This window comes from Halorussus rarus (assembly GCF_003369835.1).
GTDB classification, from domain to species: domain Archaea; phylum Halobacteriota; class Halobacteria; order Halobacteriales; family Haladaptataceae; genus Halorussus; species Halorussus rarus.
This window is the reverse complement of the sequence record NZ_QPMJ01000002.1, coordinates 859,037-884,717: the sequence shown is the minus strand read 5'-3', so window position 1 is coordinate 884,717 and position 25,681 is coordinate 859,037. Positions and strand designations below refer to the sequence as shown.

The window sequence follows — 25,681 nt, the reverse complement described above, 5'->3', positions numbered from 1 at the left end:
GCTGCCACCGTCCTCGACGCTCCTCGTTCGGTAGCCGCTCGACTCGCTCGTGGATTCGCAGTCCGTGGTACCTTCATCGTTCCTCCGTGTCGACCTTCGGGTCGAGGACGTCTCGCAGGCCGTCGCCGAGCATGTTGAACCCGATGACGGTGATGCCGATGGCCAGTCCCGGGAACAGGATCATCCACGGGGCGGTCTCGATGAACCCGCGGCCCGTGTCGATGATGAGTCCCCACGACGGCGTCGGCGGCTGTGCGCCCAGGCCGAGGAACGAGAGGCTCGCCTCGGCCAGGATGGCGAACGAGACGTTGAGCGACCCCTGGACCAGCAGCGGCGCGGCGCAGTTGGGCAGCACCTCGCCGAAGACGATTCGGGTGTCGGACTCGCCGCGCGCGACCGCGGCCTCGACGTACGCCTCGTTGCGCTCGGTCAGCGCCGCGCTCCGTGCGACCCTGGCGATGTACGGCGTGTAGACGAACGCCAGCGCCAGGATGACGTTCCGGAGCTCGGGTCCCAGCACCACCATCAGCGTCAGCGCCAGCAGCACCGGCGGGAACGCCATCGCGGCGTCCATCACCCGCATCAGGACCTCGTCGGTGAGGCCGCCGAAGTAGCCCGCGACCACCCCGATGAGCGTGCCGACCGCCAGCGCCGCGCCGATGGCGCCGAAGCCGACGTACAGCGAGATGCGGCTCCCCATCACGACCCGGCTGAAGATGTCGCGGCCGAGCTCGTCGGTCCCGAACGGGTGGTCGAGCGACGGCGCCTCGCTCCGCGCGTCGATGTCGGTCTCCGAGATGGAGTACGGCGCGATTATCGGCGCGAAGATCGCGACCACGATCAGCGTCACGACGAGGACGAGGCCGACCATCGCCTTGGTGTTGCCGCGGAACTTCCGGACGAACGTCGAGACGCGCTCGCGCTGGGACTCGGACATCGACAGCCGGGCGCGAAGCGCGTTCCCGGGCTCGGTCGACATCACTCCTCACCCCCGTAGCGGATGCGCGGGTCGAAGTAGGCGTACAGCAGGTCGGCGGCGAAGTTCGAGGCCATGTATATCAGTGCGACGACGATGATGCACCCCTGAATCAGGGGGATGTCCCGGCTCTGGATGGCGGTCAGCGTGAGCTGGCCGATGCCCGGCCAGTAGAACACCTTCTCGAGGACGACGACCCCGCCGAAGGCGTAGCTAAACTGGAAGGCAATGACCGTGATGACCGGGATGATGGCGTTGCGGAGCGCGTGGCGCAGCACGACGACCCGCTGGGTCATCCCCTTCGCGCGGGCCAGCTTGATGTACTCCTCGCTCAACACCTCGAGCATCGACGACCGGGTCATCCGCATGATGTACGCCGTCAGCGCGAACCCCATCGACCCCGCCGGCAGCACGAGGTGCTTCAGCGCGCGCACCGGCGACTCCATCGGCGAGACGTAGCCGCCGGTCGGCAGGAGGTCGAGCCAGACGGCGAACACCAGGATGGACACCAGCCCCCAGAGGAAGATGGGGAGCGAGATGCCGACGAACGCGAACAGCGAGGTGGCCACGTCCGAGGGCTCGTTCTGGTGGACCGCCGAGTAGACCCCGAGCGGGATCGACAGCGTGACCGCGACGAACGTCGCGGCGAACGCCAGCAGGAGCGACCGGGGGAGCTTCTCCGTGATGAGCGCGACGACCGGCTCCTCGTACCGGAGCGACGTTCCCATGTCGCCCTGGAGCAGCCCGAGGACCCAGTCGAAGTACTGGAGGTAGAGCGGTTGGTTGAGACCCATCTGTGCCTTCAGCGCCTGTATCGACTCGGGGGAGGCGTTCGGCCCCAGGATGAGCAGCGCGACGTTCCCGGGGAGGATGTTGGTGACGACGAACGCGATGACCGTCACGAGGAACAGCGTCACCGCCATGAACGCCACCCGCCGAGCAACGTAGTTGTACATCGACATTGGTAGGAGAGAGACCGCCGACCGTCAGTTCTCGAGCCAGTTGTCCTGGAAGCGGAGCGTCGACCCGTCGGGCGCGCCGATGTCGCCCTTGTACTGGTTCTTGGCCCCATAGAGGTTCGCCTGCCACCAGAGGAAGAGGTGGCCCGCCCGCTGGTTGTGGAGGATCTCGGTCGCCCGGTGGTACTTCTCGGCGCGCTTCTGCTGGTCGTACATGTGGCGGGCCTCCTCGACCAGCGTGTTGTACTCCTCGTTCGTCCAGCCGGTGAAGAAGAACGCGCCCTCGGGGTGGAGGAACTTGTAGAACGAGACGTCGGGGTACCACAGCGCGAGGTACGAACTGGTCGTCGCCTGGAAGTTCTGGTTGGAGTAGACGTCGGAGAGCCAGCTGTTCCAGGTGATCTTCTGGATGTTGAGCTGGATGCCCACGTCGCTGGCCTGGTCGGAGATGACCTTCGCGGCCTGGACCTGCGTCGGGTACGACTGTGGGATCTTGAACGACGCCTTGTAGCCGTCGGGCATCCCCGCCTTCTCCAGGTGCTCCTTGGCCTTCTCCGTGTTGCGCGGCCGGGGCTGGATGTCCTCGTTGACCCACGGGCTGCCCGGCGTCGCGGGCGTCGCCGTGGTCTGGCCGGTGCCGTACAGCGCCGCCTGCATGATCTTCTGCTTGTCGAGCGCGGAGTCGAGCGCCAGCCGGGCGTGCTTGTCGTCGAACGGCTTCTGGTTGCAGTTCATGCCGAGGTAGACCAGCGACTTCGGGAACTGCTTCTCGAAGCGGGTCTGGGGCATGTTCTTGACCGTGCTGACGTCCTTGGGCGCGACCCCGTTGATGAAGTCGTACTCGCCGGCCTGGAACGACTGGAGCCGGACGCTCGGGTCGGTGATCTCGCTCTTGACGATCTTGTCGAGGTAGGGCCCGCCGTCGCCGGCGCCCCAGTAGTCCTCGAACTTCGTCATGGTGAACGACGACTCGATCTCGCGGCTCTCGAACTGGTACGGGCCGGTGCCGACGGGCTTCCCGATCTTCTCCTTCTGGGCCTCCTTCTTCGGCATGATGGCGAGCTCGGCGGTCGCCATCTTCGCGATGAACGGCGCGAACGGCTCCTTGAGCTTGATCTCGAACGTGTAGTCGTCGGGGGCCGACATGCTGTCGACGAACTTGAAGAAGCCGCTGGCGAGGTAGTCGCCGTCGGCGACCCGCCGGTAGCTGGCCACGACGTCCTCCGAGGTCATCTCGGTGCCGTCGTGGAACGTCACCCCCTGCTGGAGCTCCATCGAGAGCAGCGTGTTGTTCTCCTGCTTCTTCAGGTTCTTCGCCAGATGGGGCTTCAGCGAGTAGTCGGGCTGGAGCTGGACCAGCTCCTCGTAGATGTTCTCGAGGACCCGCTTGGACGCCGCCGCGCTGTCGAGGTGCGGATCGAGGCCCTGCACCGGGACCGCGCCGCCCCACTGGAGCGTCCCGCCGGCTTTGGGCGACCCGCCCCCACTGCCACCGTCGGACTGGGTCGTTCCGCCCCCGCCACCGCTCGTGGTGGTGTTCTGGCTCCCGTCCGAGTCGCCGCCGCTCGTACACCCGGCGAGCGCCAGCGGGACCGACGTCCCGACCGCGCCGACGAACTGCCGCCGATTGAGCGGGAGACCCGAGTCGCTCCCATCGCCTTCATTGCTATCTCTTGGCATACATACCGGTTCAGGGTTACGGCTCATAAAACTTCTGGAAATCAAGTTATATCTCGGTTAATCCTTCCACCGTTTTTCTAAACCCCATATACACCAAACGTTTGTCGAAATGTGAACGGGGCATCGGCCGGCCGTCGACCCGATTCGGCCGCGATGCGGGCGGAAGTATAAAAACGAACGTTCGTCGCCGACAGAAAGCGGCGAATTCGGGGGTTTCGGGCCTTCGTCGCGTATGGAAACCGCGGTAGTGAGAAACAATCAAGTACCGGTCGGTGAAACGGAGGCGTGTCAACCATGGACGTACGGACGACGCGGCTCCGGGAGGACATCGAGACCAACGGGGAGTTCGGTGCCGTGCCCGTCGAGGAGGGCAGGGGACGGACCGTGCTGACCGGGACGGCGGCCGACCGCGAGGCCCGCGAGTACCTGATCGAGCGCCTCCGCGACGCGGGGCTCGACGTGCGGGTCGACGCGGTGGGCAACGTCGTCGGCCGGTGGGTGCCCGCGAGCGCCGACCCGGACGCCGCCCCGGTCGCGGCCGGGAGCCACCTCGACTCGGTGCCCGAGGGCGGGATCTTCGACGGCCCGCTCGGGGTCTACGCCGCGCTCGAAGCGGTCCGGGCGATGCAGGACGCCGACGTCGAGCCCGATCGCCCGGTCGAGGTCGTCTCGTTCACCGAGGAGGAGGGCCAGCGGTTCGACGGCGGTCTCGTCGGGTCGAGCGTGGCGGCCGGCGACCTCAGCGTCGAAGAGGCGCTCGCCTTCGAGGACGACGGCGTCTCGCTCGAAGCCGCGCTCGACGGCATCGACGCCCGGGGCGAGGGGCGGGTGGACGCCGGCGACTGGCGCGCCTGGTTCGAGCTCCACGTCGAGCAGGCCGAGCGCCTCGAACGGGCCGGAGCGCCGGCGGGCGTCGTGACCACCATCACCGGGCTCTCGCGGTGCGAGGTCGAGATCCGCGGCGAGGCCGACCACGCCGGGTCGACCGCGATGGACGAGCGCAGCGACGCGCTCGCGGCCGCGAGCGAGTTCGTCCTCGACGTCGAGTCGGCCGCTAACGACGTCGTCGCCGCGGAGAGCGACACCGCGGTCGCGACGGTCGGGAAGCTCGACGTCCGTCCGAACGCGCCCAACGTCATCGCCGACGCGGTCGAACTGACCATCGACGTCCGGGACGTCCGGCACGACTCGGTCCACCGCATCGTCGACGAGGCCCGGGCCAGCCTCGACCGGCTGGAGGCCGAGCGCGGCGTCGAGACCAGCCTCGACCGGCCGTGGGACCGCGCGCCGGTGCCGATGAGCGAGCGGTGCCGCGACGCGCTCCACGAGGCGGGCGCGAGCGCGGGCATCGAGACGCTCGACCTCCACTCCGGGGCGGCCCACGACACGATGCACGTGGCGAACGCGACCGACGCCGCGCTGCTGTTCGCGCCCTCCGAGAACGGCGTCTCGCACAATCCGCTGGAGTGGACCGACTGGGAGGACTGCGCGGCCGCGACCCGGGTGCTGGCCGGCGCGATGGCGCGGCTGGCGGTCGAGTAGGGGCGACGCTGCGGCGAGAACGCTGCGAGCGGGAGTGGGGAATCGCGATATTTCCCGGCCGAAATCACGATTCGGCGTCCGGACCGCCCCGATTTCTCCGTTGCACGAAATGCGAACGCCACGGTTCGACCGGGTCGCAGACGCGCCTAATCTCGAGAAACGGGACAAGAGGTATCAACGGTCGATTCTGGCGGTGAATGAAGAACAACACCGAGTCGGTGTCCCGAGCTCGACGGACCGGTGCCGGGTCACGTTCGGACTCACGCTACCGTTCTCTCGATTCACGATACGCGAACACCTATGAACCTCCGGGGGATACGGACACCCATGACCGAGGAGAGTTCGGGGGAGTCGCCGCGCATCCTGCAGACGGTCTCGCGCGCGCTCGAGGTCGTCCGCGCGCTCGAGGAACTCGACGGGGCCACCGTCACGGAGGTCGCCGACCACCTCGACGTCTCCAAGAGCGCGGCGTACAACTACCTCATGACCCTCGAGGACCAGCGGCTCGTCGTCAAGGAGGGCAACACCTACTCGCTGTCGCTCCAGTTCCTGATGCTCGGCGAGTACGTCCGGAACCAGCACACCCTCTACGAGACCGGCAAGGGCGAGATCGAGCGACTCGCCGAGGAGACCGGCGAGTACGCCCACCTCGCGACCGTCCAGCACGGGCTCAGCGTCAACCTCTACAAGGTGAAAGGCGAGAAGGCGGTCGGCAGCGACTACCAGACCAGCAAGCTCCAGAAGCCCGACTACCTCCACTTCTCGGCGACCGGCAAGTCGATGCTCGCGTACATGCCCCGCGGGCGGGTCGAGGGAATCGTCGACCGCTACGGGCTCGCCCGGAAGACCGAGAACACCATCACCGACCGCGAGGAGCTGTTCGCGGAACTCGACGACGTCCGCGAGCGCGGCTACGCCTACAACGACGAGGAGGAGATCGAGGGGTTGCAGGCCATCGGCGCGCCCATCCGCGACCGCGGGGGCGACGTCCTGGGGGCGCTCAGCGTCTCCGGCCCGCTCCGGCGGATGAACGACCCCGACTACCACGACAGCATCGTCGAGAAGGTGACCAACGCCGCCAACGTCATCGAGGTCAACATCAACATGGCCGAGACCGACGACGACCTCCCGGACTTCGCCTGACTCGTTTCTCGCTTCTGGTTTCGACGCCCTCTACTGGCGTACGCGGACTTCCCAAGACCGTCGCGGCGCGATAGCTTCGAGCGCGGGTCGCGGCCGAACGAGAGCGCGTAGTGAAATACTTCAACCTCGAGGGATTAGTCTAATATAGGGATGAACGCACAAGACTATCGACGTCGCGGAGGGTCGTCCGAATGAGCGGCGGCGATTCGGACGACGGGGCGCCGGGGTCGACGAACCCCCTCGACCCGGACGCGGAGACGCCCGACGACGCGGGTTCGAATCCGGACTCGGGACCAGACGCGGAGGCGTCGGACCGGCCGTCAGGCGACGACGTACCGGCCGACCCGGAGGTCGGCCGCGGACTGCTCGACGCCGAGATGGGGCCGAGCTCGGCGCTGGCCCACCTCTACCGCGGCGAGATCCACCGGATGAAGCTCTGGCGCGAGCGGCTCGACCGGACGACCAACTGGGCGGTGCTGGTGATGGCGGGCGTCCTGACGTGGGCGTTCTCCAGCGCGGGCAACCCCCACTACGTCCTGCTGGTCGGCGCCGCCGCGGTCGGGCTGTTCCTGGTGGTCGAGGCGCGGCGCTACCGGGCCTACGACGTCTGGCGCTCGCGGGTCCGGACCCTCCAGGAGAACGTCTGGGCCTACGGACTCGACCCCACGAAGGGGCTGGTCGACGAGAACTGGCGGGCCGCCCTCGCCGACGACTACCGGACGCCGACCATCAAGATCACCGCCGAGGAGGCGCTGGCCCACCGGCTCCGCCGGGTGTACCTCCCGCTGTTCTCGGTGCTGCTCGCGGCCTGGCTCATTCGGGTCCTCGCGTTCGACCCGCTGGCGTGGCCCGCGAGCGCCGCCATCGGCCAGATTTCCGGCCTCGCGGTGACCGCGGTCGTCGCGGCGGGGTACCTCCTCGCGGCCGGGGTCGCGCTCCGGCCCCGGACGTGGCACGCCCGCGACGAACTCCGGACCGAGAACCTCCGCAGGAGGTCGTGAGTCCGCGAGCCGACCTGTCGCCGGTCGTACGACTCATGACGCTCGACGGCCAAGGGCAGGCGAGATGTCCGCTCGCGCGTCCGATAGTCGGTCCCGACGGGAGCTGCTCCGGCGATGAGGACCGACTGGTCGAACTGGTTCGAGGGTAAGGACTCGCTGCTCCCGTGGCTGACCCGGCGCCAGCGCCTCGTCATGGCGTACGCCGCCGCTCTCGTCGCCGTTCTCCTGGTGTACACGGTCCTCTACAACTACGGGATGCGGACGCTCGAGGGCCACGACCACTCGCTGTTCCGGTCGTTCCAGACCGTGGTCGAGACGATGACCACGACCGGGTACGGCGCGGACGCGCCGTGGGAGACCCCCGCCATGAACGTGTTCGTCACCTTCATGCAGCTGACGGGCGTCGCCATCGGGTTCGCCACCCTCCGGGTGCTGGTCATCCCGCTGTTCGAGCGCGCGCCGCTCGATCTGAGCGACCGCCTGACCGCGAAGGACGACCACGTCGTCGTCTGCGAGTACCGCCGGGACACGGGCGTCCTGCTCGACGAACTCGAGCGCCTGGACGTCGACTACGTGCTGATCGAGTCCGACACCGAGGAGGCCAAGCGGCTCTCGGACGACGGCTACCAGGCGATCCACGGCGACGCCGAGGACGGCGAGACGCTCGAGCGGGCCGTGATCGGCGATGCGAGCGCGCTCGTCGCCGACGCCGGAGACCGGAACGTCAGCGTCGTCCTGACGGCGCTCCGGCGCAACGCCTCGCTCCGGACCGTCGCGCTCACCGACACGCCGACCCACGACGGCGCGCTCCGCGAGATCGGCGCCGACACCGTGCTGTCGCCCGATGCACTCATCGGGCGGCGCCTCGGCCAGAAGACCAACGCGTGGGCCCAGTCGCCCGAGCCGATGGGTGACGCGACCGTCGGCGACGTCCGCATCCGGGAGGTGCTGGTCCGGCGCAACAGCCCGCTGGCCGGCGTCCGGATCGAGGACACCGCGCTCGCCGGCCGCAGCGACCTCACGCTCGTCGGGGCGTGGATCGACGGCGACCTCCGACTGCCCGTCGACCCCGCCGCGGTGATCACGCCGAACTCGGTCCTCATCGTGGTCGGGACCGAGGACGCCGTCGACGACGTCCAGGAGTTCGCCGCCGGGCTCCGGCCGCCCCGGAGCCACTCCAGCGTCGTCATCGCGGGGATGGGCACCGGCGGTCGGGCGGCCGACGACGCGCTGGGCGAGGGCGTCGACGCGACCGCCATCGACCGCGAGGACGGCCGGCGCGTGGACGTGGTCGGCGACGTGCGCGACCCCGAGACCCTGGAGACGGCCGGCATCGAGGACGCCAGCGCGCTCGTCGTCACCGTCGGCGACGACTCGACCGCGCTGCTCGCGGTCGCCATCGCCCGCACGCTCACCGACGACATCGAGATCCTGGTCCGGGTCGACGACACGGCCAAGTCCCCAACCGCCTTCGACGCGGGCGCGGACTACGTCCTCTCGACCCAGCGGGTCAGCGCCCGGCTGCTGGCCCGGGAGCTCCGGGGCGAGGACGTCCTCACGCCGGTCGAGCAGCTCCGGGTCGTCCGGGTCGAGGCCGGGCCGTTCGCCGGCCGGTCGCTCGACGAGGCCGAGCGCGGGACGGACGCGGGGTGCGTCTTCGTCGGCGTCGAGCGCGACGGCGAACTCCTCACCGACCGGTCGGTGGTCGTCGACTCGGCCGACCGGCTGATCGCGGCCGGCACCGACGCGGCGATTCGCGAGTTCGAGCGCGAGGTCGCCTGACGGCCGACCGCTACCAACGCCCTTTTCGCTCGGAGTTGCCTACGTTCCGCCGATGACCGCCGCCATCGAAGTCGAGGACCTCCGGAAGCGCTACGACGGGGTCCAGGCGCTGGACGGAGTGTCGCTGTCGGTGCCGGAGGGGAGCTTCTTCGGCCTGCTGGGACCGAACGGGGCCGGCAAGACCACGTTCATCAACATCCTCGTGGGGCTGGTCCGTCGGACCGGCGGCCGGGCCGCGGTGTTCGGCCACGACGTCGAGGCCGACTACCGCGAGGCCCGCGACGCCATCGGGCTCGCGCCCCAGGAGTTCAACGTCGACCACTTCTTCCCCATCCGCGAGGTGCTGGAGCACAAGGCGGGCTACCACGGGATCCCGGCCGACGAGGCCGGCGAGCGCGCCGACGAGGTGCTCCGGAAGGTCGGCATCTACGAGAAGCGCGACACCCGGTTCAACTGGCTGTCGGGCGGGATGAAGCGCCGGTTCATGCTGGCGCGGGCGCTCATCACCGACCCCGACCTCCTGATTCTGGACGAACCGACCGCGGGCGTCGACGTGCAACTGCGCCACGACCTCTGGGACCTCATCACCGAGCTCAACGAGTCGGGCACCACCATCCTGCTCACCACCCACTACATCGAGGAGGCCGAGCGGCTCTGCGACGAGGTGGCCATCCTCGACTCGGGGAACCTGCTCACGGTGGCGAGCCCCGAGGAGCTGATGGACCGCGGCCCCGACAAAATTCGGGTCACGCTCCGCGACGCGCCCGCGACCGCGCCCGACCTGCCGACGCTGTCGGCCGGCGAGCGCGAGGGCCGGGTCGAGAGCGTCGACCTCGACGGCGACCAACTGGTCGTCACCGCCACGCAGGGCGGGCTGGTCGCCCCCGACCTGGTCCGGGCGCTCGACCGCGCCGGCCACGAGATCGTCGACTTCGACATCTCCCGGACCTCCCTGGAGGAGGTGTTCGTCGACATGACCCGAGAGGGCGGCAGCGAGCAGTCGGCCGAGGCGGTCCCGGCGACCGACGGCGGCGAGGTCGGAACCGACCGCGACGGGTCCGGGACCGACGCCGGCGTGGAATCGTCGGACGCCGCGGGGGCGTCCGGCTCGGAGGCGGGAGGTGACTCGGCGTGAATCTCTCGGGCCTCACCGGCTTCAAGACGCTCGCCCGCCGGGAGATCCTGCGGTTCCTCCGGCGGCCGCGAAACACCTTCGTCCCGCCGTTCGTGACTAACGTGCTGTACTTCTCGGTGTTCGGGGTCATCCTGGGCGACCGCGTGGGCGGGGTCAGCCTCGGCGGCGAGCCCATCCCGTACATCCTGTTCATCCTGCCGGGGCTCGTGGTGCTGGGCGCCATCGCGAACGCCTTCGAGAACGCCTCGTTCTCCATCTTCCACGGGCGCTGGAACGACTACATCGAGGAGACGCTGACCTCGCCGATGTCCTACTCCCGGATGGTGGTCGCCTACATCGTCGCGGGCGCGACCCGGGGCCTGCTGGTCGGGAGCCTCATCGCGGTCATCGGCGCGTTCTTCACGCCGGTCGGGGTCGCCCGGCCGGGCTACCTGGTCGCGTTCGCGCTGGTCATCACGCTGCTGTTCTCGAGCTTCGGCGTGGTCGGCGGGCTGTGGGCCGACGACTGGGACAACCTCACCATGATGAACCAGTTCATCGTCCGCCCGCTGGTGTTCTTCGGCGGCGTGTTCTACGCGGTCCGCGAGCTCCCCTCGCCGTACCAGGAGCTCTCGATGCTCAACCCGATGGTGTACATGGTCAACGGCGTCCGGTACGGCTTCCTGGGCGTCTCGGAGGTCGACCCGAACTGGTCGCTGGCGGTCCTCTCGGCGCTGACCGCGGCGGTCATCGCGCTCGACGTCGCGCTGTTCAAGCGCGGCTACGGGCTGACCGACTGAGGATCGGGGTCGGCTCGAAGGGGGTCAGCCGGGCGGCGTCCCGGTGTGCGTTTCCCGCGCGGAGCGGTTCGTCCGACGGCTGCGGGAGAACTGCGGGGTCAGGGAAGGTAGGTCCGCTCGCAGGTCTGGCACACCCGGATGCCGTACTCCACCTGGGTCACCGTCGTCGACTCGCAGAGTTCGCACTCGGCGTCGCGGCTGGTGCTGTTCTCGGTCCGCAGAAAGTCGTCGACTATCGAATTCCGTCCCGCGTGCGACCGCTTCTCGGAAGTGTCTTGTCCAAGCACGGCGGGACCGGCTAGCCGACCGACACCGAAGAATGGAACGGCCGCGGAAATCGACGGAGGGGACGGCGTCGAGTCGGGGTCTCACCGCCCGGTCGCCAGGCTCTCCAGCGCGGCGGCGATAGTGCCCACCACGTCCTCCTGGCCCTCGATGTCGTGGCGCTCGGCGAGCCACTGCGGGTCGTTGTAGGTCACGTTCGCCGTCCCGTCCTCGGCCGCCCAGACCAGCAGCTTCTGGGGCAGGTCGATGCCCGCGGTCCGGGACGCCTGCATCAACTGCGTCCCCAGGTTGGGGTTCCCGAACAGGATCAGCGTCGTCGGACGCAGGTCGAGGCCGGCGTTCCGGGCGTTCCCCGCGTGGTCGACCGTCGTCACGAGGATGAGGTCGTCGTTGTCCTCGATGTCCTCCTCGATGCGCTCGACGGTCGCGCCCACGCTCTCGGTGCTCGAGACGGTGACGAGCCCCGCGTCGGCGTCCGGCGCTGCGTTGGTGGTCTCCTCGCCGTCCGAGGTGGCCGTCTCGCCGTCCGCGGTCGTCGTCCGGTCGCCCCCGTTCGTCTCCTCGCCTGCGGTCGTGGTCTCCTGGCCGGCCGCGCTGCCGGCCAGCGCGAGGCCCGCGCCCGCGAGCGCGGTCCTGAGGAACCGGCGTCGCTCTGGCTCGTTCATGGCTCGCCGGGACGACGACGCTGCGACTGAAAGTTATCCGGGCGAATCCGCCGGCGAAACGAGGGATTCGGTGGGCCGCCGCCGGTCAACCGGGCGTTTCGCCTACTCCTCCCAGGGCTCGCTGCCCTGCTGGTCGCCGAACAACTCGCGCATCAGCGTCACGATGCTCTCGGGCGGGAACTGGCCCCGCTCGGTCACGATGGCGTCGACGTACCGCGGCGGCGTCACGTCGAACGCGGGGTTCTCGACCGTGAGGCCATCGGCGTCAGCGTCGCCGTTTATCTCGGCCTCCTCCGCCTCGGTCAGCACCTCGCGCTCGTCGCGCATCTCTATCTCGACGGTGTGACCGGTCATCGTGTCGGGGTGGAGCTTCAGCGTCTGGGCCGCGACCATGATGGGGACGCCGCGCTCGCGGGCGTTGACGGCCAGTCCGGAGGTCCCGACCTTGTTGATGACCGAGCCGTCGGCCGCGATGGAGTCGGCCCCGACGAGCACGTGGTCGGCGTCGTCGAGGTACCGGCGGGCGGCGTTGTCCACGACCAGGGTCACGGGCACGTCCCACTCCCGGAGCTGGCGGGCGGTGATGTGGCCCTGCTTGCGCGGCCGGGTCTCCTTGACGATGGCCGAGATGTCCTTGCCCTGGTCGAGGGCCCGCTCGACGCACGATAGCGCGTCGGTCGAGTGGCAGTGGGTCATCACGGTGTCGCCGTCCCGGAGGCGGTTCGCGCCGATGCGCCCGAGGTTGGCCTGGGCCTGGTCGAGCTCCCGCCGGAACTCCGCGGCGCTGTCGACCACGCTCTCGCGGAGCTCGTCGACCGTGCTCCCCTCCATCCCGCGGAGGACGTACCGCAGCGCGTTCGGCAGGCTGACCGCGGTCGGTCTGGTCTCCCGGAGTCGGCGGGCGGCCGCCCGCATCTCCGCCCGGAACGCCTCGGGGTCGTCGGCGGCGCTGTCCTCGGCCTGCGCTGCCAGCGCCTCGGCCGCGGCGTCGGCGATGGTGGCCGCGCCCCGGATCTCCATGCTGGCGATGTCGGCGGCGGCCTCCTCGACGCTCTCGTGAAGGTCGGGGTCGGTCCGGCTCATTGCCGCGACGTACGGGCCAGGGCGGGAAAAACGAACGGGTCTCTCCGGTCGCGGCGGCGAGACGGTCGATTCGATGGCCGCGTGGGTCCACGCCGAGGGGCCGGCGGCGGGGCGTCAGCTCGCCTGGTCGGGCAGGTCCACTTCCTCGGGCGAGGGCATCCAGAAGACGTCCAGCGACACCGCGAGCGTGAACGGCAGGACCCAGACCAGGATGAGGGCGGTCCCCCTGTCCCGGACGCCGCTGCCGCCGAAGCCGACGAATCCCGAGAGCAGGATGGTGGTGGCGAGGTACAGCAGCGGGATGAGGACGGCGGTGTACACCACGGCTCCCCAGTCCGTCGAGAGCCGGAGGCGGAAGAACCGGATGGCGACCGCCGCCAGCACGGTGTTGACGACCATGATGAGCAGGAACCCGAAGACCGTCGCGACTGAGGCCATTGCTACGTGGGGGTTGGGACTCGGCGCTCTTGTGGCTACCGGATGGGAGAGAAATCGGTGGTTCGGTGTCGATTGACGGCGACGACGTGGTGAAGAACGCTCCGAAAGCCCCCGCCCGGTCGCTACGAGTCGATTCCAGCTGAATCAAGAACGCCCGGAAAGCCCCCGCCCGGTCGCGGTCGTCTCAGCGACATATCCTCGGCTCCCTCCGGTCGCCTCGGATAGCTGTCGCTGAGACGACCACGTCCTCCGGACGCGACCGGGCGGCCCCTTTCATCCACCCCGCAGCACTGCAACCGCAGACCTCACGCCTCCCCAGCCTCCTCGTTCGCTTCGCTCACTCGTCCCTCGCGCGGCGTGGCGGCCCACGAGGGGCCGCTAGCGCGCGCCGAGTGGTTTGATTCCCGATTGCCTACCGGCCCAGGTCCTCGTGAGCGCTCGACAGGTGCCGGGAGGCCAGCGCCGCGAGCAGCGAGAGTTCGCCGGCGAGCGCGCCCACGGCGATAATCTCGGCGAGCGCGTCGGCGTTGCTGCCGGCGGGGTCGCCGCCGCCCCGGAGGCCTAGCAGGTCCAGCGCCTCCGACTGGGTCCCGAGCTTCGTGCCCCCGCCGACCGTGCCGACCTCCAGGCTGGCGAGGCTCACGCTGGCGTACAGTTCGTCTTCCCGGGCTTCTACCGTCGTGATGGCGTTGGCGCCCTCGACGACCTGCGCGGGGTCCTGGCCGGTCGCGAGGAAGGCCGCGGCGACCACGTTCGCGGCGTGGGCGTTGAATCCCAGGCTGCCGGCCTTCGCGGAGCCGACGAGGTTCTTCCGGGTGTTGGCCTCTTCGATGGCCTCGGGCGTGGTGTGGAGCCGGTCCCGGACCGTCTCGGCCGGAATCGTCACGTCCGCGGTGACGCTCCGGCCCCGGCCCTCCACGGCGTTGATGGCGGCGGGCTTCTTGTCGCTGCAGAGGTTGCCCGAGACCGCCACCAGCGACGCGGGAGTCTCGTCCTCGACCAGGTCGGCCGCCTCGCGGGTCGCGATGGTGGCCATGTTCATCCCCATCGCGTCCTTGGTGTCGTAGACGAACCGGAGGTAGACCGAGTCGCCGACCACGTAGGGCTCGACGTCGATGAGTTCGCCGTGGCTGGTCGTCGACTCGGCGGCCTCCCGGAGGTCGTCGGTGTGGTCGCTTACCCACGAGACGACCTCCTCAGCCTCCGCGATGCCCGCGACGCGGAACACCGGCGCGCGAGTCATCCCCGACTTGGTGACGCGGGCGTCCGCGCCCCCCGCCGAGGTGACGACCGACAGCCCGCGGTTGACGCTCGCGACCAGCGCGCCCTCGGTGGTCGCCAGCGGGAGGTAGTACTCGCCGTCCGCGGCGCCGCCCGAGACCTCGACGGGACCGGCGACGCCCATCGGAATCTGGGCTGCGCCGACCATGTTCTCGACGTTGGCGTCGGCGGCCTGCTCGGCGTCGATCGCGTGGTCGCCGACGGCGTCGAGGTCGGCGCCGGTCTCGGCCGCTAGCAGGCGCCGCCGGGCCGCCGCGGCGGTCTCGGCGTCGGCGCAGTCGTCCAGTTCGTGCAGTCGCAGTTCGCCCGCCCGGACTGCCTCGGCGAGGGCGTCCGGGTCGGCGGAGCCGGCATCGTCGCTCATGTCCGAACGGTTTGCCGGGCGGCCCCTAACAGTTCCCATTCGGGCCGACCGACGCTCCCGCGCCGGGGTGACCCCCGTTCCGACCACTTTTAGTTTCACCGCGCGTCTGGCCGAGGTTTATTGCGCTCTCGCGCATAGTCGTACTCGGCCCCCGAGCGGCCGACGGAGCCGGTGGATGACTCCCGCCCCGACCGCCCGCCTCCGTTCCGGCGCGGCGACGAGTTCGATTCGGTCTCCACCCCGGACTCGTGGCCTGTCACCCCTACCCGACGCCGCGCCGCGGCGCCGGGGGCCGTCAGCCATGACCGCGACAGCATCCGAGAGCGAGGAGTCGCTCACCGACTCGCGGTTCGCCCGCGCGCTCCGCCTGCTGAAGCTCCTGTTGACCGTCCTGACGCTGGCCGTCTCGCTGCTGAAGGCGCTGGGACTGGCCTGAGCGCCGGCGACCGAGACGGCGCGGCCCTCACAGCAATCGATACCGACCGCGGCTCTCGCTGACCTCGCCCCGGCGGGTCAGCTTCTCTAACGCCGACCGAACGTAGTCGCCCGGGACGCCGCGCTCCCCGGCGTACTCGACCACCTCGTCTTCGGTCGGCCGGTCGAGGTCGCGAAGCGCCGCCAGCACGGTGTCCTTCCGCGAGGTGCCGCGCGTGCTGGCCGACCGGTTCTCGACGCGCTCGGCGGCGGCCTCGACCTCCTCGGTGTCGATGCCCGAGGCCTCCAGGAACTCCTCGTCGGAGACGCCCGCGTCGTCGACCCGCGCCTCCATCTCGGTGAAGGAGTCGAGCTCCGCGAACGCCTCGCCCTCGCCCTGGCGGTTGGCGAGCATCGAGGACCGGACCTCGCGAGCGTGGTCCTCGTCGTCGGTCTCCACGAACTTCTTGAGCTTCTCGAACTTCCGGCGCTTGCCGCACCGGGGACACTGGGTGGTCTCGGGGCGCCCCTCCACGATCTTGAGCGCCTGACAGTCGCTACACCCAACGACGGCGTACATACTCCCGGGTCGGGCTCGTTCGTACGTGAATGTTCGGACTCGCGCGTTCTCGACGTTCGGTCTCGCACTGTCCCGAGGTTCCGAATCGGCGCGCGCCGGTGCGACGGCTCGTTCGTCGCACCGGCCGCGCGAGGGAGGCGGTCGCGTCTGCGCAAGCGAAGTGAGCGCAGGCTCGTCGGACGCGGTTTGTCCGACGGCGTTCAGGCGACCGCCGAGGCTGGGGAGGGATGAGGCCCGCGCTCGCGGCGCGGTTGCGGGGCTGTGCGGGACAGAGGTGACGGCAGTAGCTAGCTCTGACGAGTCGTCATTCCCTTCCTCGGGTTCCTCCACAGCATTACTCCTCGACTCCACTCTCCGTCGGCGCGACCAGTTCGACCTTGACGCGCTCGGGCGCCTCGAAGTAGACCGCGTAGTGGTCCGGGCCGCCCGCGTGGGGGTGGTCGTCCTCGTAGAGAATCTTCATCCCGCGCGCTCGCAACTTCTCGGTCGTCTCGTCGACGTGGGACCGCGACTCGGCGTGGAACGCCAGGTGGTTCAGCCCCGGATGCCGACGATGGAATCCTTCGTCGGCGTACTCCTCGGGAGCGCGCGCAACCACGAGGTACGTCGGCCCCAGCTTCCACGACCGGCCGTCGGCCCAGTCCTGATGGCGCTCGTAGCCGAGGTCGCCGAGGAACCACTCCCAGAACGAGACTGCGGCCTCGAAGTCCGCGGCGTACAGTTCGACGTGGTGGAGCAGTCCGGCCGGGGCGCCGCCGTTAGTTCTCGGGCGGTCGGGGTGCTCTTCACCCTCGGTCCGCACGTCCTCGTCCATACTCGCCACTCGCAGGGGTTCGACAAAAACGTCCGGCCGTCCGCGCCGGACGTTCTTACCGCCGGTCGAACCTTTAGGTACCTCGCCGCCTTCGGTACGACCGGTCATGGAAGTCGTACCCAAAGACGCGGAGGAGTCCACCGAGGCGGTCGAGGGCGTCCACCTCTCGCTGCTGGCCGGCGACGAGCGGATGAACGTCCAGCACTTCGACATCGAACCCGGCGCGGAGGTGCCCGAGCACAGCCACGACAACGAGCAGACCGGCTACATCACGCGGGGCACGCTGACGTTCATCGTGGGCGGCGAGGAGATCGACGTGAGCGCGGGCGACTCCTACGCCGTCCCCGCCGACGAACCCCACGCCGCCGAGAACCGCGGCGACGTGCCCGTGGAGGGCGTCGACATCTTCAGTCCGCCTCGCACGAACCCGGACTGGCAGGACTGACTGGGTGGTCTCGCCCGGGCGGTAGAGCGGAGAGATTTCGCGCAGATTCGGCAGTCGGGGATCGCTCGCGAAAGAAGAGTGTGCGTCGTCGAGTGGGCTCTACGCGAGGTCCTCGATCTTCTCGCAGATGGCCTCGGCGTACTCGGTCGTGCCGACCTTCTCGGCGTCCTCGCGCTGGCGGGCGAGATCGTACGTGACCGTGCCGGAGTCGATGGTCTGCTCGACGGCGTCGCGGATGAGCGCGCCGGTGTCGTCCCAGCCGAGGTACTCGAAGAGCAGGCGACCCGAGAGGATGAGCGCGGTCGGGTTGGCCATGTCCTGGCCGGCGCGCTTGGGCGCCGAGCCGTGGACCGGTTCGGCCAGACAGCGGTTCTCGCCGAAGTTGGCACCGGGCGCGATGCCGAGGCCGCCGATTTGGGCGCCCGCGGCGTCAGAGAGGTAGTCGCCGTTGAGGTTCGGCATGGCGAGCACGTCGAACTCGTCGGTCCGGAGCTGCATCCACTGGAGCATCGCGTCGGCCAGTCGCTCCTCGACCATGACGGCGTCCTCCGGGATGTCGACCTCGTCCTGCTCCTCCCAGAGCGAGTCGGGCGCGGCGAAGACCTCGTCGTCGGGGTACTCCTCCTCGGCGACCTCCATGCCCCAGTCGCCGAACTGGCCCTCGGTGAACTTCATGATGTTGCCCTTGTGGACCAGCGTGACCTTGTCGCGGTCGTTCTCGATGGCGTAGTCGATGGCCTCGCGGACGAGGCGCTTGCTACCCTTCTCGGAGATGGGCTTGAGACCGAGCCCGATGGGGCCCTCGTGCATCACGCCGTCGAAGTCCATCTCGTCCTCGACGAAGTCCCGGACCTGCTCGGCCTCGTCGGTGCCGGCCTTCCACTCGATGCCGGCGTAGACGTCCTCGGTGTTCTCCCGGAACGTGACCATGTCCATCTCCTCGGGCGCCTTCATGGGGGACGGGACGCCGTCGAGGTAGTAGGTGGGTCGGACGTTCGCGTAGAGGTCGAGCGTCTGGCGGAGCGCGACGTTGAGCGACCGGTAGCCGGCGCCGACGGGCGTCGTGAGCGGCCCCTTGATGGCGACGCGGTGCTCGCGGATGGCGTCGACCGTCTCGTCGGGCAGGTTGACGTCCTCGCCGTACTTCTGGCGGGCGCTTTCGCCGGCATAGAGCCGCATCCAGTTGACCTCGCGGCCGGTGGCTTCGGCGGCCGTCTCGAGCACCTTCTGAGCGGCCGGACCGACGTCCTGGCCGATGCCGTCCCCGTGGATGATGGGGATGATGGGGTTCTCGGGCACGTCGAGCCCGTCCTCGGCGTCGGCCACGGTGATCTTCTCCCCGCTCTCGGGGACTTCAACCTTGTCGTAGCTCATAACAGTCGAACGTGCGAGAGAGAGGGATAAAAGGCCTGCCGTTTGGCCGCGGCACGCGATAAACGACCTTAAATTCCTAGTTTGTGAACGCGAACCACTGATAGGCAGTTCGGTGCCGTCCGACCGGCCCCGCAACCACACCGACCCCGTCGAATCCCGCCCGTTTGACCGGAAGTTAAGGACCCGCGCGGACCACCCCAGGGCATGAAGGTCATCGTCCACGGCGGGGCCGGCGGCGCCCCCGACGAACCCGAACCCAGGCAGGCAGTGCTCGACGAGGCGGCGGCGACCGGCGCGGCCGAGTCGACGGTGCTCGACGCGGTCGAGGCCGCCGTGCGCGTGCTGGAGTCCTCGCCCCGGTTCAACGCCGGGGTCGGCGGCGCGGTCCAGAGCGACGGCGTGATCCGGACCGACGCCGGCGTCATGACCGACGACCGCGAGGCGGGCGCGGCCTGCTCGATGCCGGGCGTCGAGCACGCCGTGAGCGCCGCCCGGGTCGTCCTGGCGGAGACGCCCCACGTCCTTGTCTCGGGCGAGCACGCGGCGGACCTCGCAGGCGACTACGGGGTCGAGACCGGCGTCGACCTCTGGTCGGCGAAGACCCGCGAGAAGTGGGCCGACCTCGACGACAGGCCGGAGGGGACGCCCCGCGAGCACCTCGACTGGCTTCGGGACCGCTTCGGCGGGAGCCCCGACAGCGCGGAGGACGGCGCGTCCGGGGACGGCGCGGCGGCAGGCGACGACGCCCCGAACCGCGACCCGAAGGACCACGACACGGTTGGCGCTGTCGCCACGGACGGCGAGGCGTTCGCGACCGCCACCTCGACCGGCGGCCGGTGGCTCGCGCTGGCGGGTCGGGTCGGCGACGTCCCGCAGATCGGCAGCGGGTTCTACGCCGCCCCTGCCGGCGCCGCGAGCGCGACCGGCGCGGGCGAGGACATCGCGAAGGCGACGCTGACCCGTCGGGCGGTCCGCCACCTCGAATCTGGTCGGGACGCCTCGGCCGCCGCCGACCTGGCGATCGAGGAGTTCGCCGAACTCACCGGCTCGTCGGCGGGCGTCATCGTCCTCGACCGGGACGGGAACGCCGGGAGCGCCTACAACAGCGACGCGATGCAGACCGCGGTCGACGGGCGGACTGCCGGCGAGTAGTTCGACGGTCAGGACCGCCCGACCTCCGGTCGCGCTCGAAAAAAGAGTCGGAACCGGCGGGCCGCGTTACGCTTCCGACGTCGTGGTCTCTTCGCTCGCGGTCGTCTCTTCGCTCATCGCGGTGGTCTCCTCGGCCATCTCGGTCTCCTCGGCCGCGGCGGTCGTGGTCTGCTGACCGGCCGCGGTCGTCGTCTCCTGTTCGACGTTCATCTCGCCGTCGGTCTGGTTGCCCGCGGCGATGGTGAGTTCGCCCGTGGCCCGCGCGCCGTCGGTGTAGACGCCGTGGGTGTAGGTGCCCTCGGGGAACTGACCGAAGCTGACCTCGAAGGTCACGGTCGCGGCGCCCTGGGCGGGCACCTCCACGAGGTTGGCCTCGATGACGTTCCCGGCGATGCGGTAGGACACCTGCTTGGTGGCGCCCGCGTTACCGAGGTTGACGAGGGTCGCGCTCACGTTGTACTCCTCGCCCTGCTGGACCTCCGCGGGAGCGTCGAGGTTCTGGATGGCGACGATGGCGAGCTGGCCGTCGCCGACCTGGAGCGACCCGACCGTCGGGCCGCCGACGGTGGCGCGGTTGACGGTCGCGCTCTCGACGGAGACGCTGCTGACGGTCGTCCCGTCGCCGGCCTGCGCGGCGGTCGTGGTCTCCTGGGCGCCCTCATCGGCTGCGACGGTGGTCTCCTCGGCCTGCATCTCGGTCTCCTCTTCGGCCGCGGCGGTGGTCTCCTCACCCATCGCGGTGGTGGTCTCCTCCTGGAACGCGGCCTCCTCGGTCGTCGTCTCCTCGGCCATCGCGGTCGTCTCCTCCGCAGCCGCCGTCGTCTCTTCGGCCATCTCGGTCTCCTCCTCGGCGGCCTCGGTGGTAGTCTCCTCGGCAGCCTCCTCCGTCGTGGTCTCCTCGGCTGCCTCGGTGGTGGTCTCCTGGGTCGGCGTCGAGACGCCGCCGGTGTTCACGCTCATCAGGACGAGGGTCCCGATCTCCAGCTCCTGGACGTCGACGGTCTGGATGGTGGCGCTGTCGATGCTGACGTCACCGACCTGGGTCTGCTCCGCCGTCGTCGTAGTCGTGGTCTCCTGTGCCTCCGCCTCGGCGGCGGTGGTCTCCCCTTCCGCGGCGGCGGTCGTCTCTTCCTCCGCGGCGGTGGTCTCCTCACCCATCGCGGTGGTGGTGGTCTCCTCCTGGAACGCGGCCTCCTCGGTCGTCGTCTGCTGGGCCGCGGCGCCGTCCTGCTGGCCCGCGCTGGTCTGGACGCGGAAGTTCTGGACGGTCAGCTGCGAGACGTTCATCTGCTGGACGGTGAGGTCCTGGACGGTCACGTTCCCGGCCGACGCGCTCCCGCTCAGCGCCTGCGCGAGCGCCTGGTCGTCGGTCTCCAGCCCCGCGACCGAGAGGTTCGAGAGCGTGAGGCGCTCGAACCGGACGTTCTGGAGCGTCGCGTTCTCCAGCGTCCGGTTCTGGGCCTCGACCTCGATGCTGCTGGCGTGCATCGACTGGATCTGTGCGTTCTCGACCGTGACGTTACCGACCTGCAGCTGGTCGACTTGCACGTCCTGTAGCGTTACGCCGTTCGTCGTCCCTGCGTCGGGCGCGGATGCCGACGTCCCCCCGAGCGTCGCCAGCGGGACGCTGGCGAGAACGAGGGCTGTCATGATCAGCACTGCGCCGGTTTCTCGTTGCATATGCAGCCAATCATATCGGCGGAGTCGCCAATAAACGGGACCAACCGTTTCGCATCGTTTGGGGTTTTGACGGGCTATTACTGCCGTTACCACGGAGTTGTCTCGCGGGTACGACACCCCTAATCGACGGTCAGAAAGTGAAAGAACTTAAACACGTATCTCCCGGCCTGCGCGCGGTCGCACGGTCGGCACCCGAGACGCAAACTCTTTCCGGGACTCAGGCCAACGTGGGACCATGAGCAGCACCGACGTGGACCTCGACGCCGAAAAGTACGAGAAGCACCGCGAGGCCGGCGAGATCCTCGCCCAGGTCCGCGAGGAGGCGGCCGACCGGGTCGAGGTCGGCGCGTCCCAGCTCGAGGTCGCGGAGTACGCCGAGGACCGCATCCGGGAGCTCGGCGGTGAGCCCGCCTTCCCGGTCAACATCAGCGTCGACGAGGAGGCCGCCCACGCCACGCCCGCGGCCGACGACGACGCCGAGTTCGGCGAGGAGATGGTCAACCTCGACATCGGCGTGCACGTCGACGGGTGGATCGCCGACACCGCCATCACGGTGGACCTCTCGGGCAACCCCGAGCTCCAGGAGGCCAGCGCGGAGGCGCTGGAGGCCGCCATCGACGCCGTCGAGCCCGGCGTCGAGACCGGCGACATCGGCGCGGAGATCGAGTCGGTCATCGACGGCTACGGCTTCAACCCCGTGGTCAACCTCACCGGCCACGGCCTCGACCAGTACCAGCAGCACGTCGCGCCCAACATCCCGAACCGCGCCGTCTCCCAGGGCGTCGAGCTCGAAGTCGGCGACGTGGTCGCCATCGAACCGTTCGCCACCGACGGGACGGGCAAGGTCCACGAGGGCAACGACGAGGAGATCTTCGCGCTGGAGCGCGAGGGGTCGGTCCGCGACCGGTCGGCCCGGCAGGTGCTCGACCAGATCACCGACGAGTTCAAGACGCTCCCGTTCGCCACCCGGTGGCTCGACGCCTCCCGGGCCGGGATGGCGCTGCGCCGGCTGAAGATGAACAACCTCGTCCACGGCTACCCGGTGCTCAAAGAGGACGACGGCAACCTCGTCAGTCAGAAGGAGCACACCCTCATCGTGACCGAGGACGGCTGCGAAGTGACGACCGAGCGGTAGCGCTCGGAACCGAGCGGCGTATCGCACGATACCGACTCGTATCGGAGGACACCGGCGCGTATCGGCGCTGTAGACCGTGTACAGTTCTCCTCTCGGTCCGGCTTCGACGTCGAGCGACGACCGGAACGATGCTCCGGTTCGTCTCGCATCCCGACACTCCGGCGCTCAGAAGAAGAAACGGTGCGTCCCCGGCCCCCGTCCCCGAACGCAAGAGAGGACGATAGTTCGCACGGGCAGGTCGCGCGCCGGTCCACCCCCGTCGGACGCGAGGAGACGGCGGCGCTACGCGTTGTTCATCCGCTGGCTCGACTCCGAGCCGCAGATCTGGCACTCGGTGACCCGGTAGGGCTCCCGGGAGAACTCGGCGTTCTCCCGCTTCTGGCTCTCGGTCCGGATCTGGACGGAGACGTCGTGTGGCGTCTCGCGTCCGCATTCCTCGCACGCTTCCGTAATCGCCTGGAAACTCTGGTTTTGTGTAGCCATCGTGACCTTCCTCTCGCTTTCTCCTTGCGCTGATAGGAGCATAAAAACCCCAATCCGTTGGGGGGCGTTCGAACCGTTCATTCGGCCCGCGTCTTGCGATTTTACCGAATACCTGGTGGAAATCGCCCGAAACCGTTTATAGACTCGTTTGCGGGAGTAATGAAACGAAAACTGCCTGCAACGGCCGGAACAGTTAAATATAGCTTCTGCCGCTCCGTAATCGGCTATCGTCGAACGCCGGCGCGGAGAACGTCGGGACGACGAGCGGTGTGCCGACGTCGCCGCGCGCCGGTTCCCGCGTTCAGACCCAACTACAGAACCGACGAGCCCCATCGCGAAGGGGCGTCCGGGTCGTCCGCTTCATCCGTTCTCGGCGACGTCTGCCGACCTTCGTGTCGCCCACTCTCCGATGGTGTCACCGCCGCAGTACTGTAACTCACGGAACACCAGGCGCGAAACGAACGCCGAAGTCGCCGGCGCCTCGGCGGAGTCGGCCGACCAGTCGACCTCGGGAAACTGACCGGACTGCGAGCGACGCGCTCGAACGCGAGTCTGTCCGCGAGCGCCACTCCGACCCGAGTCGGGAAGTATCGTCGGCGCCGTCGTCGTGGGGCGGCTCCGCGATCCGTCGCCGACGGTTCCGCGTCGTTACGCCGTCGGTGACTCGCCGGTGTTGACGTGCCAACGCTCCATTACCTGCGGACGCGCGCCGGTAACGAGTCGTTCCGAGCACGCTCGGCCGCGGCTGGCTCGAGAGTTCCGGGACCGCCCGGGATCTCGTCGATTCCGGAATCGGCCGGGGTTCGCGTTCGGAGCGCCGGGGTCGGACAGTCGCGGACGCATCGTCCGCGCCGCGAGCGGGCGCGGACCGTCCACCGTCAGCCGACAGTATAAACCCGCGGTCTCCCAACGACGACACATGGACCAGGTCTTCGCGCCGTGGCGCATCGAGTGGGTCGAACGCGACGGGGACGACGACGTCGAGGGGTGCGTCTTCTGCGAACTGCCGGAGCGCGACGACGACCGGGAGAACCTCGTGGTCGCCCGGAGCGACCGCGCCTTCGTCATGTTCAACAACTACCCCTACAACCCCGGTCACGCGATGGTCATCCCCCGCGAACACACCGGCGACTACCGCGACCTCCCCGAGGAGACGCTGCTCGACCACGCCCGGCTCAAGCAGCGGACCTTCGACGCGCTGGAGTCGGCGCTCTCGCCCGACGGCTTCAACGCGGGCCTCAACCTCGGGCGGGGCGCCGGCGGCTCCATCGACGACCACCTCCACACCCACGTCGTCCCGCGGTGGGAGGGCGACACCAACTTCATGCCGGTCATCTCGGACACGAAGGTCATCGTCGAGGCCGTCGACGAGACGTACGACCGGACGCGCGAGGCGTTCGCCGACCAGGACGGTGCGGAGATTCCGGACGACGGGGACGGCGCGGTTCGCCTCCGGTTCTGACCTTCCCCGTCCGCGAACGACACTGCCTTCATCCCGGAAGTCGAACACCTACGCGATGAGCAAACGCGCGGTCCGCCGGGTCGGTGCGGTCGTTCTGGCGGTCAACGTGCTGCTGGTGGTCGCCAAGGGCGCCGTCTGGTGGACGACCGGCAGCCTCGCGGTCGGCTCCGAGGCGGTCAACAGCCTCGCCGACGTCGCCTACAGCGTCGTCATCCTCGCGGGCCTCTACCTGACGACTCGGCCGCCCGACTTCAGCCACCCGCACGGCCACGAGCGCATCGAGCCGTTCGTCTCGCTGTTCATCGCCGTGGGCGTGTTCGCGGCGGGCGGGGCGGTGCTCTGGCGGGCGACCACTTCGGTGCTCTCGGGCGATGTGGCGGCCGCGGGCGTCTCCCCGGCCGCCGTCGCCGTGCTGGTCGCCACCGCGGGCGTGAAGTTCGGCCTCTACCGGTACTGCCTGCGGGCGGCCGACCGGACGCTCTCGCCGGCGCTGACCGCCACCGCGCTCGACAACCGCAACGACATCCTGACCGCGGCCGCGGCGCTGGTCGGCGTCCTCGGGTCGGGCGTGGGCCTGCCGGTGCTCGATCCCATCGCCGCGGGCGTCGTCTCGGTCGGCATCCTCTACACCGGCTACGAGATCGTCCAGGACAACGTCGACTACCTGGTCGGGAGCGCCCCGCCGGAGGGGCTCCGGGCCGAGATCGTCCGTCGCGCGCTCGACCACCCCGACGTCGAGGGCGCCCACGACGTCATCGCCCACTACGTCGGCCCGGAGATCGACGTGAGCCTCCACATCGAGGTCGAGGGCGACCGCACCCTGTTCGAGGCCCACGACATCGAGACCGACGTGGTGGAGTCGATCCGGGAGCTCGACGAGGTCGACGACGTGTTCGTCCACATCGACCCGAAGGAGCTCGGCGAGTGGAAGGCCGACGAGACGGTCGACGAACTGGTCGGCGACGAGCCGCCCGCGCGGTGATATCGGGCGCGTCGTCGGTTGCACTCCGCGGAGATTTTCCGGTCGTA

General features: G+C 69.4%; 25 protein-coding genes. 12 read left to right on the top strand and 13 right to left on the bottom strand.

Annotation, left to right across the window (positions count from 1 at the left end):
- Positions 1 to 73 precede the first annotated feature (73 nt).
- From DVR07_RS12700 to DVR07_RS12690, 3 genes are read right to left on the bottom strand one after another with little or no spacing between them, the layout of a single operon-like run.
- Positions 74 to 979 (bottom strand): ABC transporter permease, encoded by a 906-nt coding sequence (locus DVR07_RS12700; protein WP_115797654.1) that lies wholly within the window; start codon positions 977 to 979, stop codon positions 74 to 76.
- Entirely contained in the window at positions 979 to 1,938 is a 960-nt protein-coding gene (locus DVR07_RS12695; RefSeq protein WP_115797653.1) for an ABC transporter permease, read from the bottom strand. Before DVR07_RS12695 ends, DVR07_RS12700 begins: the two co-directional genes overlap by 1 nt.
- Before the next feature lie 24 nt (positions 1,939 to 1,962).
- Positions 1,963 to 3,615 (bottom strand): ABC transporter substrate-binding protein, encoded by a 1,653-nt coding sequence (locus DVR07_RS12690; RefSeq protein WP_115797652.1) that lies wholly within the window; start codon positions 3,613 to 3,615, stop codon positions 1,963 to 1,965.
- A 294-nt stretch (positions 3,616 to 3,909) separates the two neighbouring features.
- Between DVR07_RS12690 and DVR07_RS12685 the strand changes: the two genes are divergently transcribed.
- The 6 genes from DVR07_RS12685 to DVR07_RS12660 all read left to right on the top strand — a co-directional run bounded on the left by DVR07_RS12685 (position 3,910) and on the right by DVR07_RS12660 (position 10,997).
- Positions 3,910 to 5,157 carry a Zn-dependent hydrolase gene (locus tag DVR07_RS12685; RefSeq protein ID WP_115797651.1) on the top strand — a complete coding sequence of 416 codons (1,248 nt, stop codon included), beginning with the start codon at positions 3,910 to 3,912 and terminating at the stop codon, positions 5,155 to 5,157.
- A gap of 327 nt (positions 5,158 to 5,484) precedes the next feature.
- Positions 5,485 to 6,300 (top strand): IclR family transcriptional regulator, encoded by an 816-nt coding sequence (locus DVR07_RS12680; protein ID WP_115798333.1) that lies wholly within the window; start codon positions 5,485 to 5,487, stop codon positions 6,298 to 6,300.
- 191 nt (positions 6,301 to 6,491) lie between these two features.
- Positions 6,492 to 7,301 carry a DUF2270 domain-containing protein gene (locus DVR07_RS12675; protein ID WP_115797650.1) on the top strand — a complete coding sequence of 270 codons (810 nt, stop codon included), beginning with the start codon at positions 6,492 to 6,494 and terminating at the stop codon, positions 7,299 to 7,301.
- A 114-nt stretch (positions 7,302 to 7,415) separates the two neighbouring features.
- A complete protein-coding gene (locus DVR07_RS12670; protein WP_165881756.1) occupies positions 7,416 to 9,083 on the top strand; it encodes a potassium channel family protein in 1,668 nt (555 codons plus the stop codon).
- 52 nt (positions 9,084 to 9,135) lie between these two features.
- On the top strand, positions 9,136 to 10,218 hold the full coding sequence (locus DVR07_RS12665) for an ABC transporter ATP-binding protein (RefSeq protein WP_115797649.1): 1,083 nt from the start codon (positions 9,136 to 9,138) through the stop codon (positions 10,216 to 10,218).
- The gene (locus tag DVR07_RS12660; protein WP_115797648.1) at positions 10,215 to 10,997 is read left to right on the top strand and encodes an ABC transporter permease; all 783 of its coding nucleotides are present in this window, start codon (positions 10,215 to 10,217) and stop codon (positions 10,995 to 10,997) included. Before DVR07_RS12665 ends, DVR07_RS12660 begins: the two co-directional genes overlap by 4 nt.
- 98 nt (positions 10,998 to 11,095) lie before the next feature.
- Here DVR07_RS12660 and DVR07_RS12655 read toward each other — a convergent pair whose 3' ends face one another.
- The 5 genes from DVR07_RS12655 to hmgA form a co-directional block, all read right to left on the bottom strand.
- Positions 11,096 to 11,284: a hypothetical protein gene (locus tag DVR07_RS12655; protein ID WP_115797647.1), complete on the bottom strand. Its 189-nt coding sequence runs from the start codon at positions 11,282 to 11,284 to the stop codon at positions 11,096 to 11,098.
- An 81-nt stretch (positions 11,285 to 11,365) separates the two neighbouring features.
- On the bottom strand, positions 11,366 to 11,947 hold the full coding sequence (locus DVR07_RS12650; protein ID WP_115797646.1) for a DUF302 domain-containing protein: 582 nt from the start codon (positions 11,945 to 11,947) through the stop codon (positions 11,366 to 11,368).
- Between the two features lie 102 nt (positions 11,948 to 12,049).
- On the bottom strand, positions 12,050 to 13,030 hold the full coding sequence (locus tag DVR07_RS12645; RefSeq protein ID WP_115797645.1) for a ribose 1,5-bisphosphate isomerase: 981 nt from the start codon (positions 13,028 to 13,030) through the stop codon (positions 12,050 to 12,052).
- A 114-nt stretch (positions 13,031 to 13,144) separates the two neighbouring features.
- On the bottom strand, positions 13,145 to 13,468 hold the full coding sequence (locus DVR07_RS12640) for a hypothetical protein (protein ID WP_115797644.1): 324 nt from the start codon (positions 13,466 to 13,468) through the stop codon (positions 13,145 to 13,147).
- A gap of 412 nt (positions 13,469 to 13,880) precedes the next feature.
- Positions 13,881 to 15,113 carry a hydroxymethylglutaryl-CoA reductase (NADPH) gene (hmgA, locus tag DVR07_RS12635; protein WP_115797643.1) on the bottom strand — a complete coding sequence of 411 codons (1,233 nt, stop codon included), beginning with the start codon at positions 15,111 to 15,113 and terminating at the stop codon, positions 13,881 to 13,883.
- Between the two features lie 301 nt (positions 15,114 to 15,414).
- Here hmgA and DVR07_RS22525 point away from each other — a divergent pair, with 301 nt between their 5' ends.
- Complete coding sequence (locus DVR07_RS22525) at positions 15,415 to 15,549, top strand: hypothetical protein (protein ID WP_255457537.1); 135 nt, start codon at positions 15,415 to 15,417, stop codon at positions 15,547 to 15,549.
- Positions 15,550 to 15,576: 27 nt separating this feature from the next.
- On the opposite strand, the gene DVR07_RS12630 is transcribed toward DVR07_RS22525, so the two are convergent.
- A complete protein-coding gene (locus DVR07_RS12630; RefSeq protein WP_115797642.1) occupies positions 15,577 to 16,107 on the bottom strand; it encodes a DUF5817 domain-containing protein in 531 nt (176 codons plus the stop codon).
- A gap of 334 nt (positions 16,108 to 16,441) precedes the next feature.
- Complete coding sequence (locus DVR07_RS12625) at positions 16,442 to 16,921, bottom strand: VOC family protein (RefSeq protein WP_165881755.1); 480 nt, start codon at positions 16,919 to 16,921, stop codon at positions 16,442 to 16,444.
- 106 nt (positions 16,922 to 17,027) lie between these two features.
- Here DVR07_RS12625 and DVR07_RS12620 point away from each other — a divergent pair, with 106 nt between their 5' ends.
- The gene (locus DVR07_RS12620) at positions 17,028 to 17,366 is read left to right on the top strand and encodes a cupin domain-containing protein (protein ID WP_115797641.1); all 339 of its coding nucleotides are present in this window, start codon (positions 17,028 to 17,030) and stop codon (positions 17,364 to 17,366) included.
- 99 nt (positions 17,367 to 17,465) lie between these two features.
- Here the strand turns inward: DVR07_RS12620 and icd are convergent, their stop codons facing one another.
- Positions 17,466 to 18,740, bottom strand: coding sequence for an isocitrate dehydrogenase (NADP(+)) (gene icd / locus DVR07_RS12615; protein ID WP_115797640.1), 1,275 nt, complete (start codon positions 18,738 to 18,740; stop codon positions 17,466 to 17,468).
- Between the two features lie 204 nt (positions 18,741 to 18,944).
- Between icd and DVR07_RS12610 the strand changes: the two genes are divergently transcribed.
- Positions 18,945 to 19,892, top strand: a complete 948-nt coding sequence (locus DVR07_RS12610) for an isoaspartyl peptidase/L-asparaginase (protein ID WP_115797639.1) — start codon at positions 18,945 to 18,947, stop codon at positions 19,890 to 19,892.
- Between the two features lie 66 nt (positions 19,893 to 19,958).
- Here the strand turns inward: DVR07_RS12610 and DVR07_RS12605 are convergent, their stop codons facing one another.
- Positions 19,959 to 21,572, bottom strand: coding sequence for a hypothetical protein (locus DVR07_RS12605; RefSeq protein WP_115797638.1), 1,614 nt, complete (start codon positions 21,570 to 21,572; stop codon positions 19,959 to 19,961).
- A 235-nt stretch (positions 21,573 to 21,807) separates the two neighbouring features.
- On the opposite strand from DVR07_RS12605, the gene map reads away from it, so the two are divergent.
- Complete coding sequence (map, locus tag DVR07_RS12600) at positions 21,808 to 22,707, top strand: type II methionyl aminopeptidase (protein ID WP_115797637.1); 900 nt, start codon at positions 21,808 to 21,810, stop codon at positions 22,705 to 22,707.
- 282 nt (positions 22,708 to 22,989) lie between these two features.
- Here map and DVR07_RS12595 read toward each other — a convergent pair whose 3' ends face one another.
- Entirely contained in the window at positions 22,990 to 23,190 is a 201-nt protein-coding gene (locus tag DVR07_RS12595) for a DUF7835 family putative zinc beta-ribbon protein (protein WP_115798331.1), read from the bottom strand.
- Positions 23,191 to 24,109: 919 nt separating this feature from the next.
- Between DVR07_RS12595 and DVR07_RS12590 the strand changes: the two genes are divergently transcribed.
- Together DVR07_RS12590 and DVR07_RS12585 are read left to right on the top strand one after the other, a co-directional pair.
- Positions 24,110 to 24,652, top strand: a complete 543-nt coding sequence (locus DVR07_RS12590; protein ID WP_115797636.1) for an HIT family protein — start codon at positions 24,110 to 24,112, stop codon at positions 24,650 to 24,652.
- A gap of 55 nt (positions 24,653 to 24,707) precedes the next feature.
- Complete coding sequence (locus tag DVR07_RS12585) at positions 24,708 to 25,634, top strand: cation diffusion facilitator family transporter (protein ID WP_115797635.1); 927 nt, start codon at positions 24,708 to 24,710, stop codon at positions 25,632 to 25,634.
- Positions 25,635 to 25,681: the final 47 nt, after the last annotated feature.

Excerpts from the sequence above, each read along its gene's own strand:
- DVR07_RS12630 (WP_115797642.1), bottom strand. The coding sequence starts at position 16,107 with ATGTACGCCGTCGTTGGGTGTAGCGACTGTCAGGCGCTCAAGATCGTG.
- DVR07_RS12700 (WP_115797654.1), bottom strand. The coding sequence starts at position 979 with ATGTCGACCGAGCCCGGGAACGCGCTTCGCGCCCGGCTGTCGATGTCC.
- DVR07_RS12685 (WP_115797651.1), top strand. The coding sequence starts at position 3,910 with ATGGACGTACGGACGACGCGGCTCCGGGAGGACATCGAGACCAACGGG.
- DVR07_RS12595 (WP_115798331.1), bottom strand. The coding sequence starts at position 23,190 with ATGGCTACACAAAACCAGAGTTTCCAGGCGATTACGGAAGCGTGCGAG.
- hmgA (WP_115797643.1), bottom strand. The coding sequence starts at position 15,113 with ATGAGCGACGATGCCGGCTCCGCCGACCCGGACGCCCTCGCCGAGGCA.
- DVR07_RS12670 (WP_165881756.1), top strand. The coding sequence starts at position 7,416 with ATGAGGACCGACTGGTCGAACTGGTTCGAGGGTAAGGACTCGCTGCTC.
- DVR07_RS12695 (WP_115797653.1), bottom strand. The coding sequence starts at position 1,938 with ATGTCGATGTACAACTACGTTGCTCGGCGGGTGGCGTTCATGGCGGTG.
- DVR07_RS12645 (WP_115797645.1), bottom strand. The coding sequence starts at position 13,030 with ATGAGCCGGACCGACCCCGACCTTCACGAGAGCGTCGAGGAGGCCGCC.
- DVR07_RS12605 (WP_115797638.1), bottom strand. The coding sequence starts at position 21,572 with ATGCAACGAGAAACCGGCGCAGTGCTGATCATGACAGCCCTCGTTCTC.
- DVR07_RS12675 (WP_115797650.1), top strand. The coding sequence starts at position 6,492 with ATGAGCGGCGGCGATTCGGACGACGGGGCGCCGGGGTCGACGAACCCC.
- map (WP_115797637.1), top strand. The coding sequence starts at position 21,808 with ATGAGCAGCACCGACGTGGACCTCGACGCCGAAAAGTACGAGAAGCAC.
- DVR07_RS12610 (WP_115797639.1), top strand. The coding sequence starts at position 18,945 with ATGAAGGTCATCGTCCACGGCGGGGCCGGCGGCGCCCCCGACGAACCC.
- DVR07_RS12625 (WP_165881755.1), bottom strand. The coding sequence starts at position 16,921 with ATGGACGAGGACGTGCGGACCGAGGGTGAAGAGCACCCCGACCGCCCG.
- DVR07_RS12650 (WP_115797646.1), bottom strand. The coding sequence starts at position 11,947 with ATGAACGAGCCAGAGCGACGCCGGTTCCTCAGGACCGCGCTCGCGGGC.
- DVR07_RS12640 (WP_115797644.1), bottom strand. The coding sequence starts at position 13,468 with ATGGCCTCAGTCGCGACGGTCTTCGGGTTCCTGCTCATCATGGTCGTC.
- DVR07_RS12620 (WP_115797641.1), top strand. The coding sequence starts at position 17,028 with ATGGAAGTCGTACCCAAAGACGCGGAGGAGTCCACCGAGGCGGTCGAG.
- DVR07_RS22525 (WP_255457537.1), top strand. The coding sequence starts at position 15,415 with ATGACCGCGACAGCATCCGAGAGCGAGGAGTCGCTCACCGACTCGCGG.
- DVR07_RS12590 (WP_115797636.1), top strand. The coding sequence starts at position 24,110 with ATGGACCAGGTCTTCGCGCCGTGGCGCATCGAGTGGGTCGAACGCGAC.
- icd (WP_115797640.1), bottom strand. The coding sequence starts at position 18,740 with ATGAGCTACGACAAGGTTGAAGTCCCCGAGAGCGGGGAGAAGATCACC.
- DVR07_RS12690 (WP_115797652.1), bottom strand. The coding sequence starts at position 3,615 with ATGCCAAGAGATAGCAATGAAGGCGATGGGAGCGACTCGGGTCTCCCG.
- DVR07_RS12665 (WP_115797649.1), top strand. The coding sequence starts at position 9,136 with ATGACCGCCGCCATCGAAGTCGAGGACCTCCGGAAGCGCTACGACGGG.
- DVR07_RS12680 (WP_115798333.1), top strand. The coding sequence starts at position 5,485 with ATGACCGAGGAGAGTTCGGGGGAGTCGCCGCGCATCCTGCAGACGGTC.
- DVR07_RS12585 (WP_115797635.1), top strand. The coding sequence starts at position 24,708 with ATGAGCAAACGCGCGGTCCGCCGGGTCGGTGCGGTCGTTCTGGCGGTC.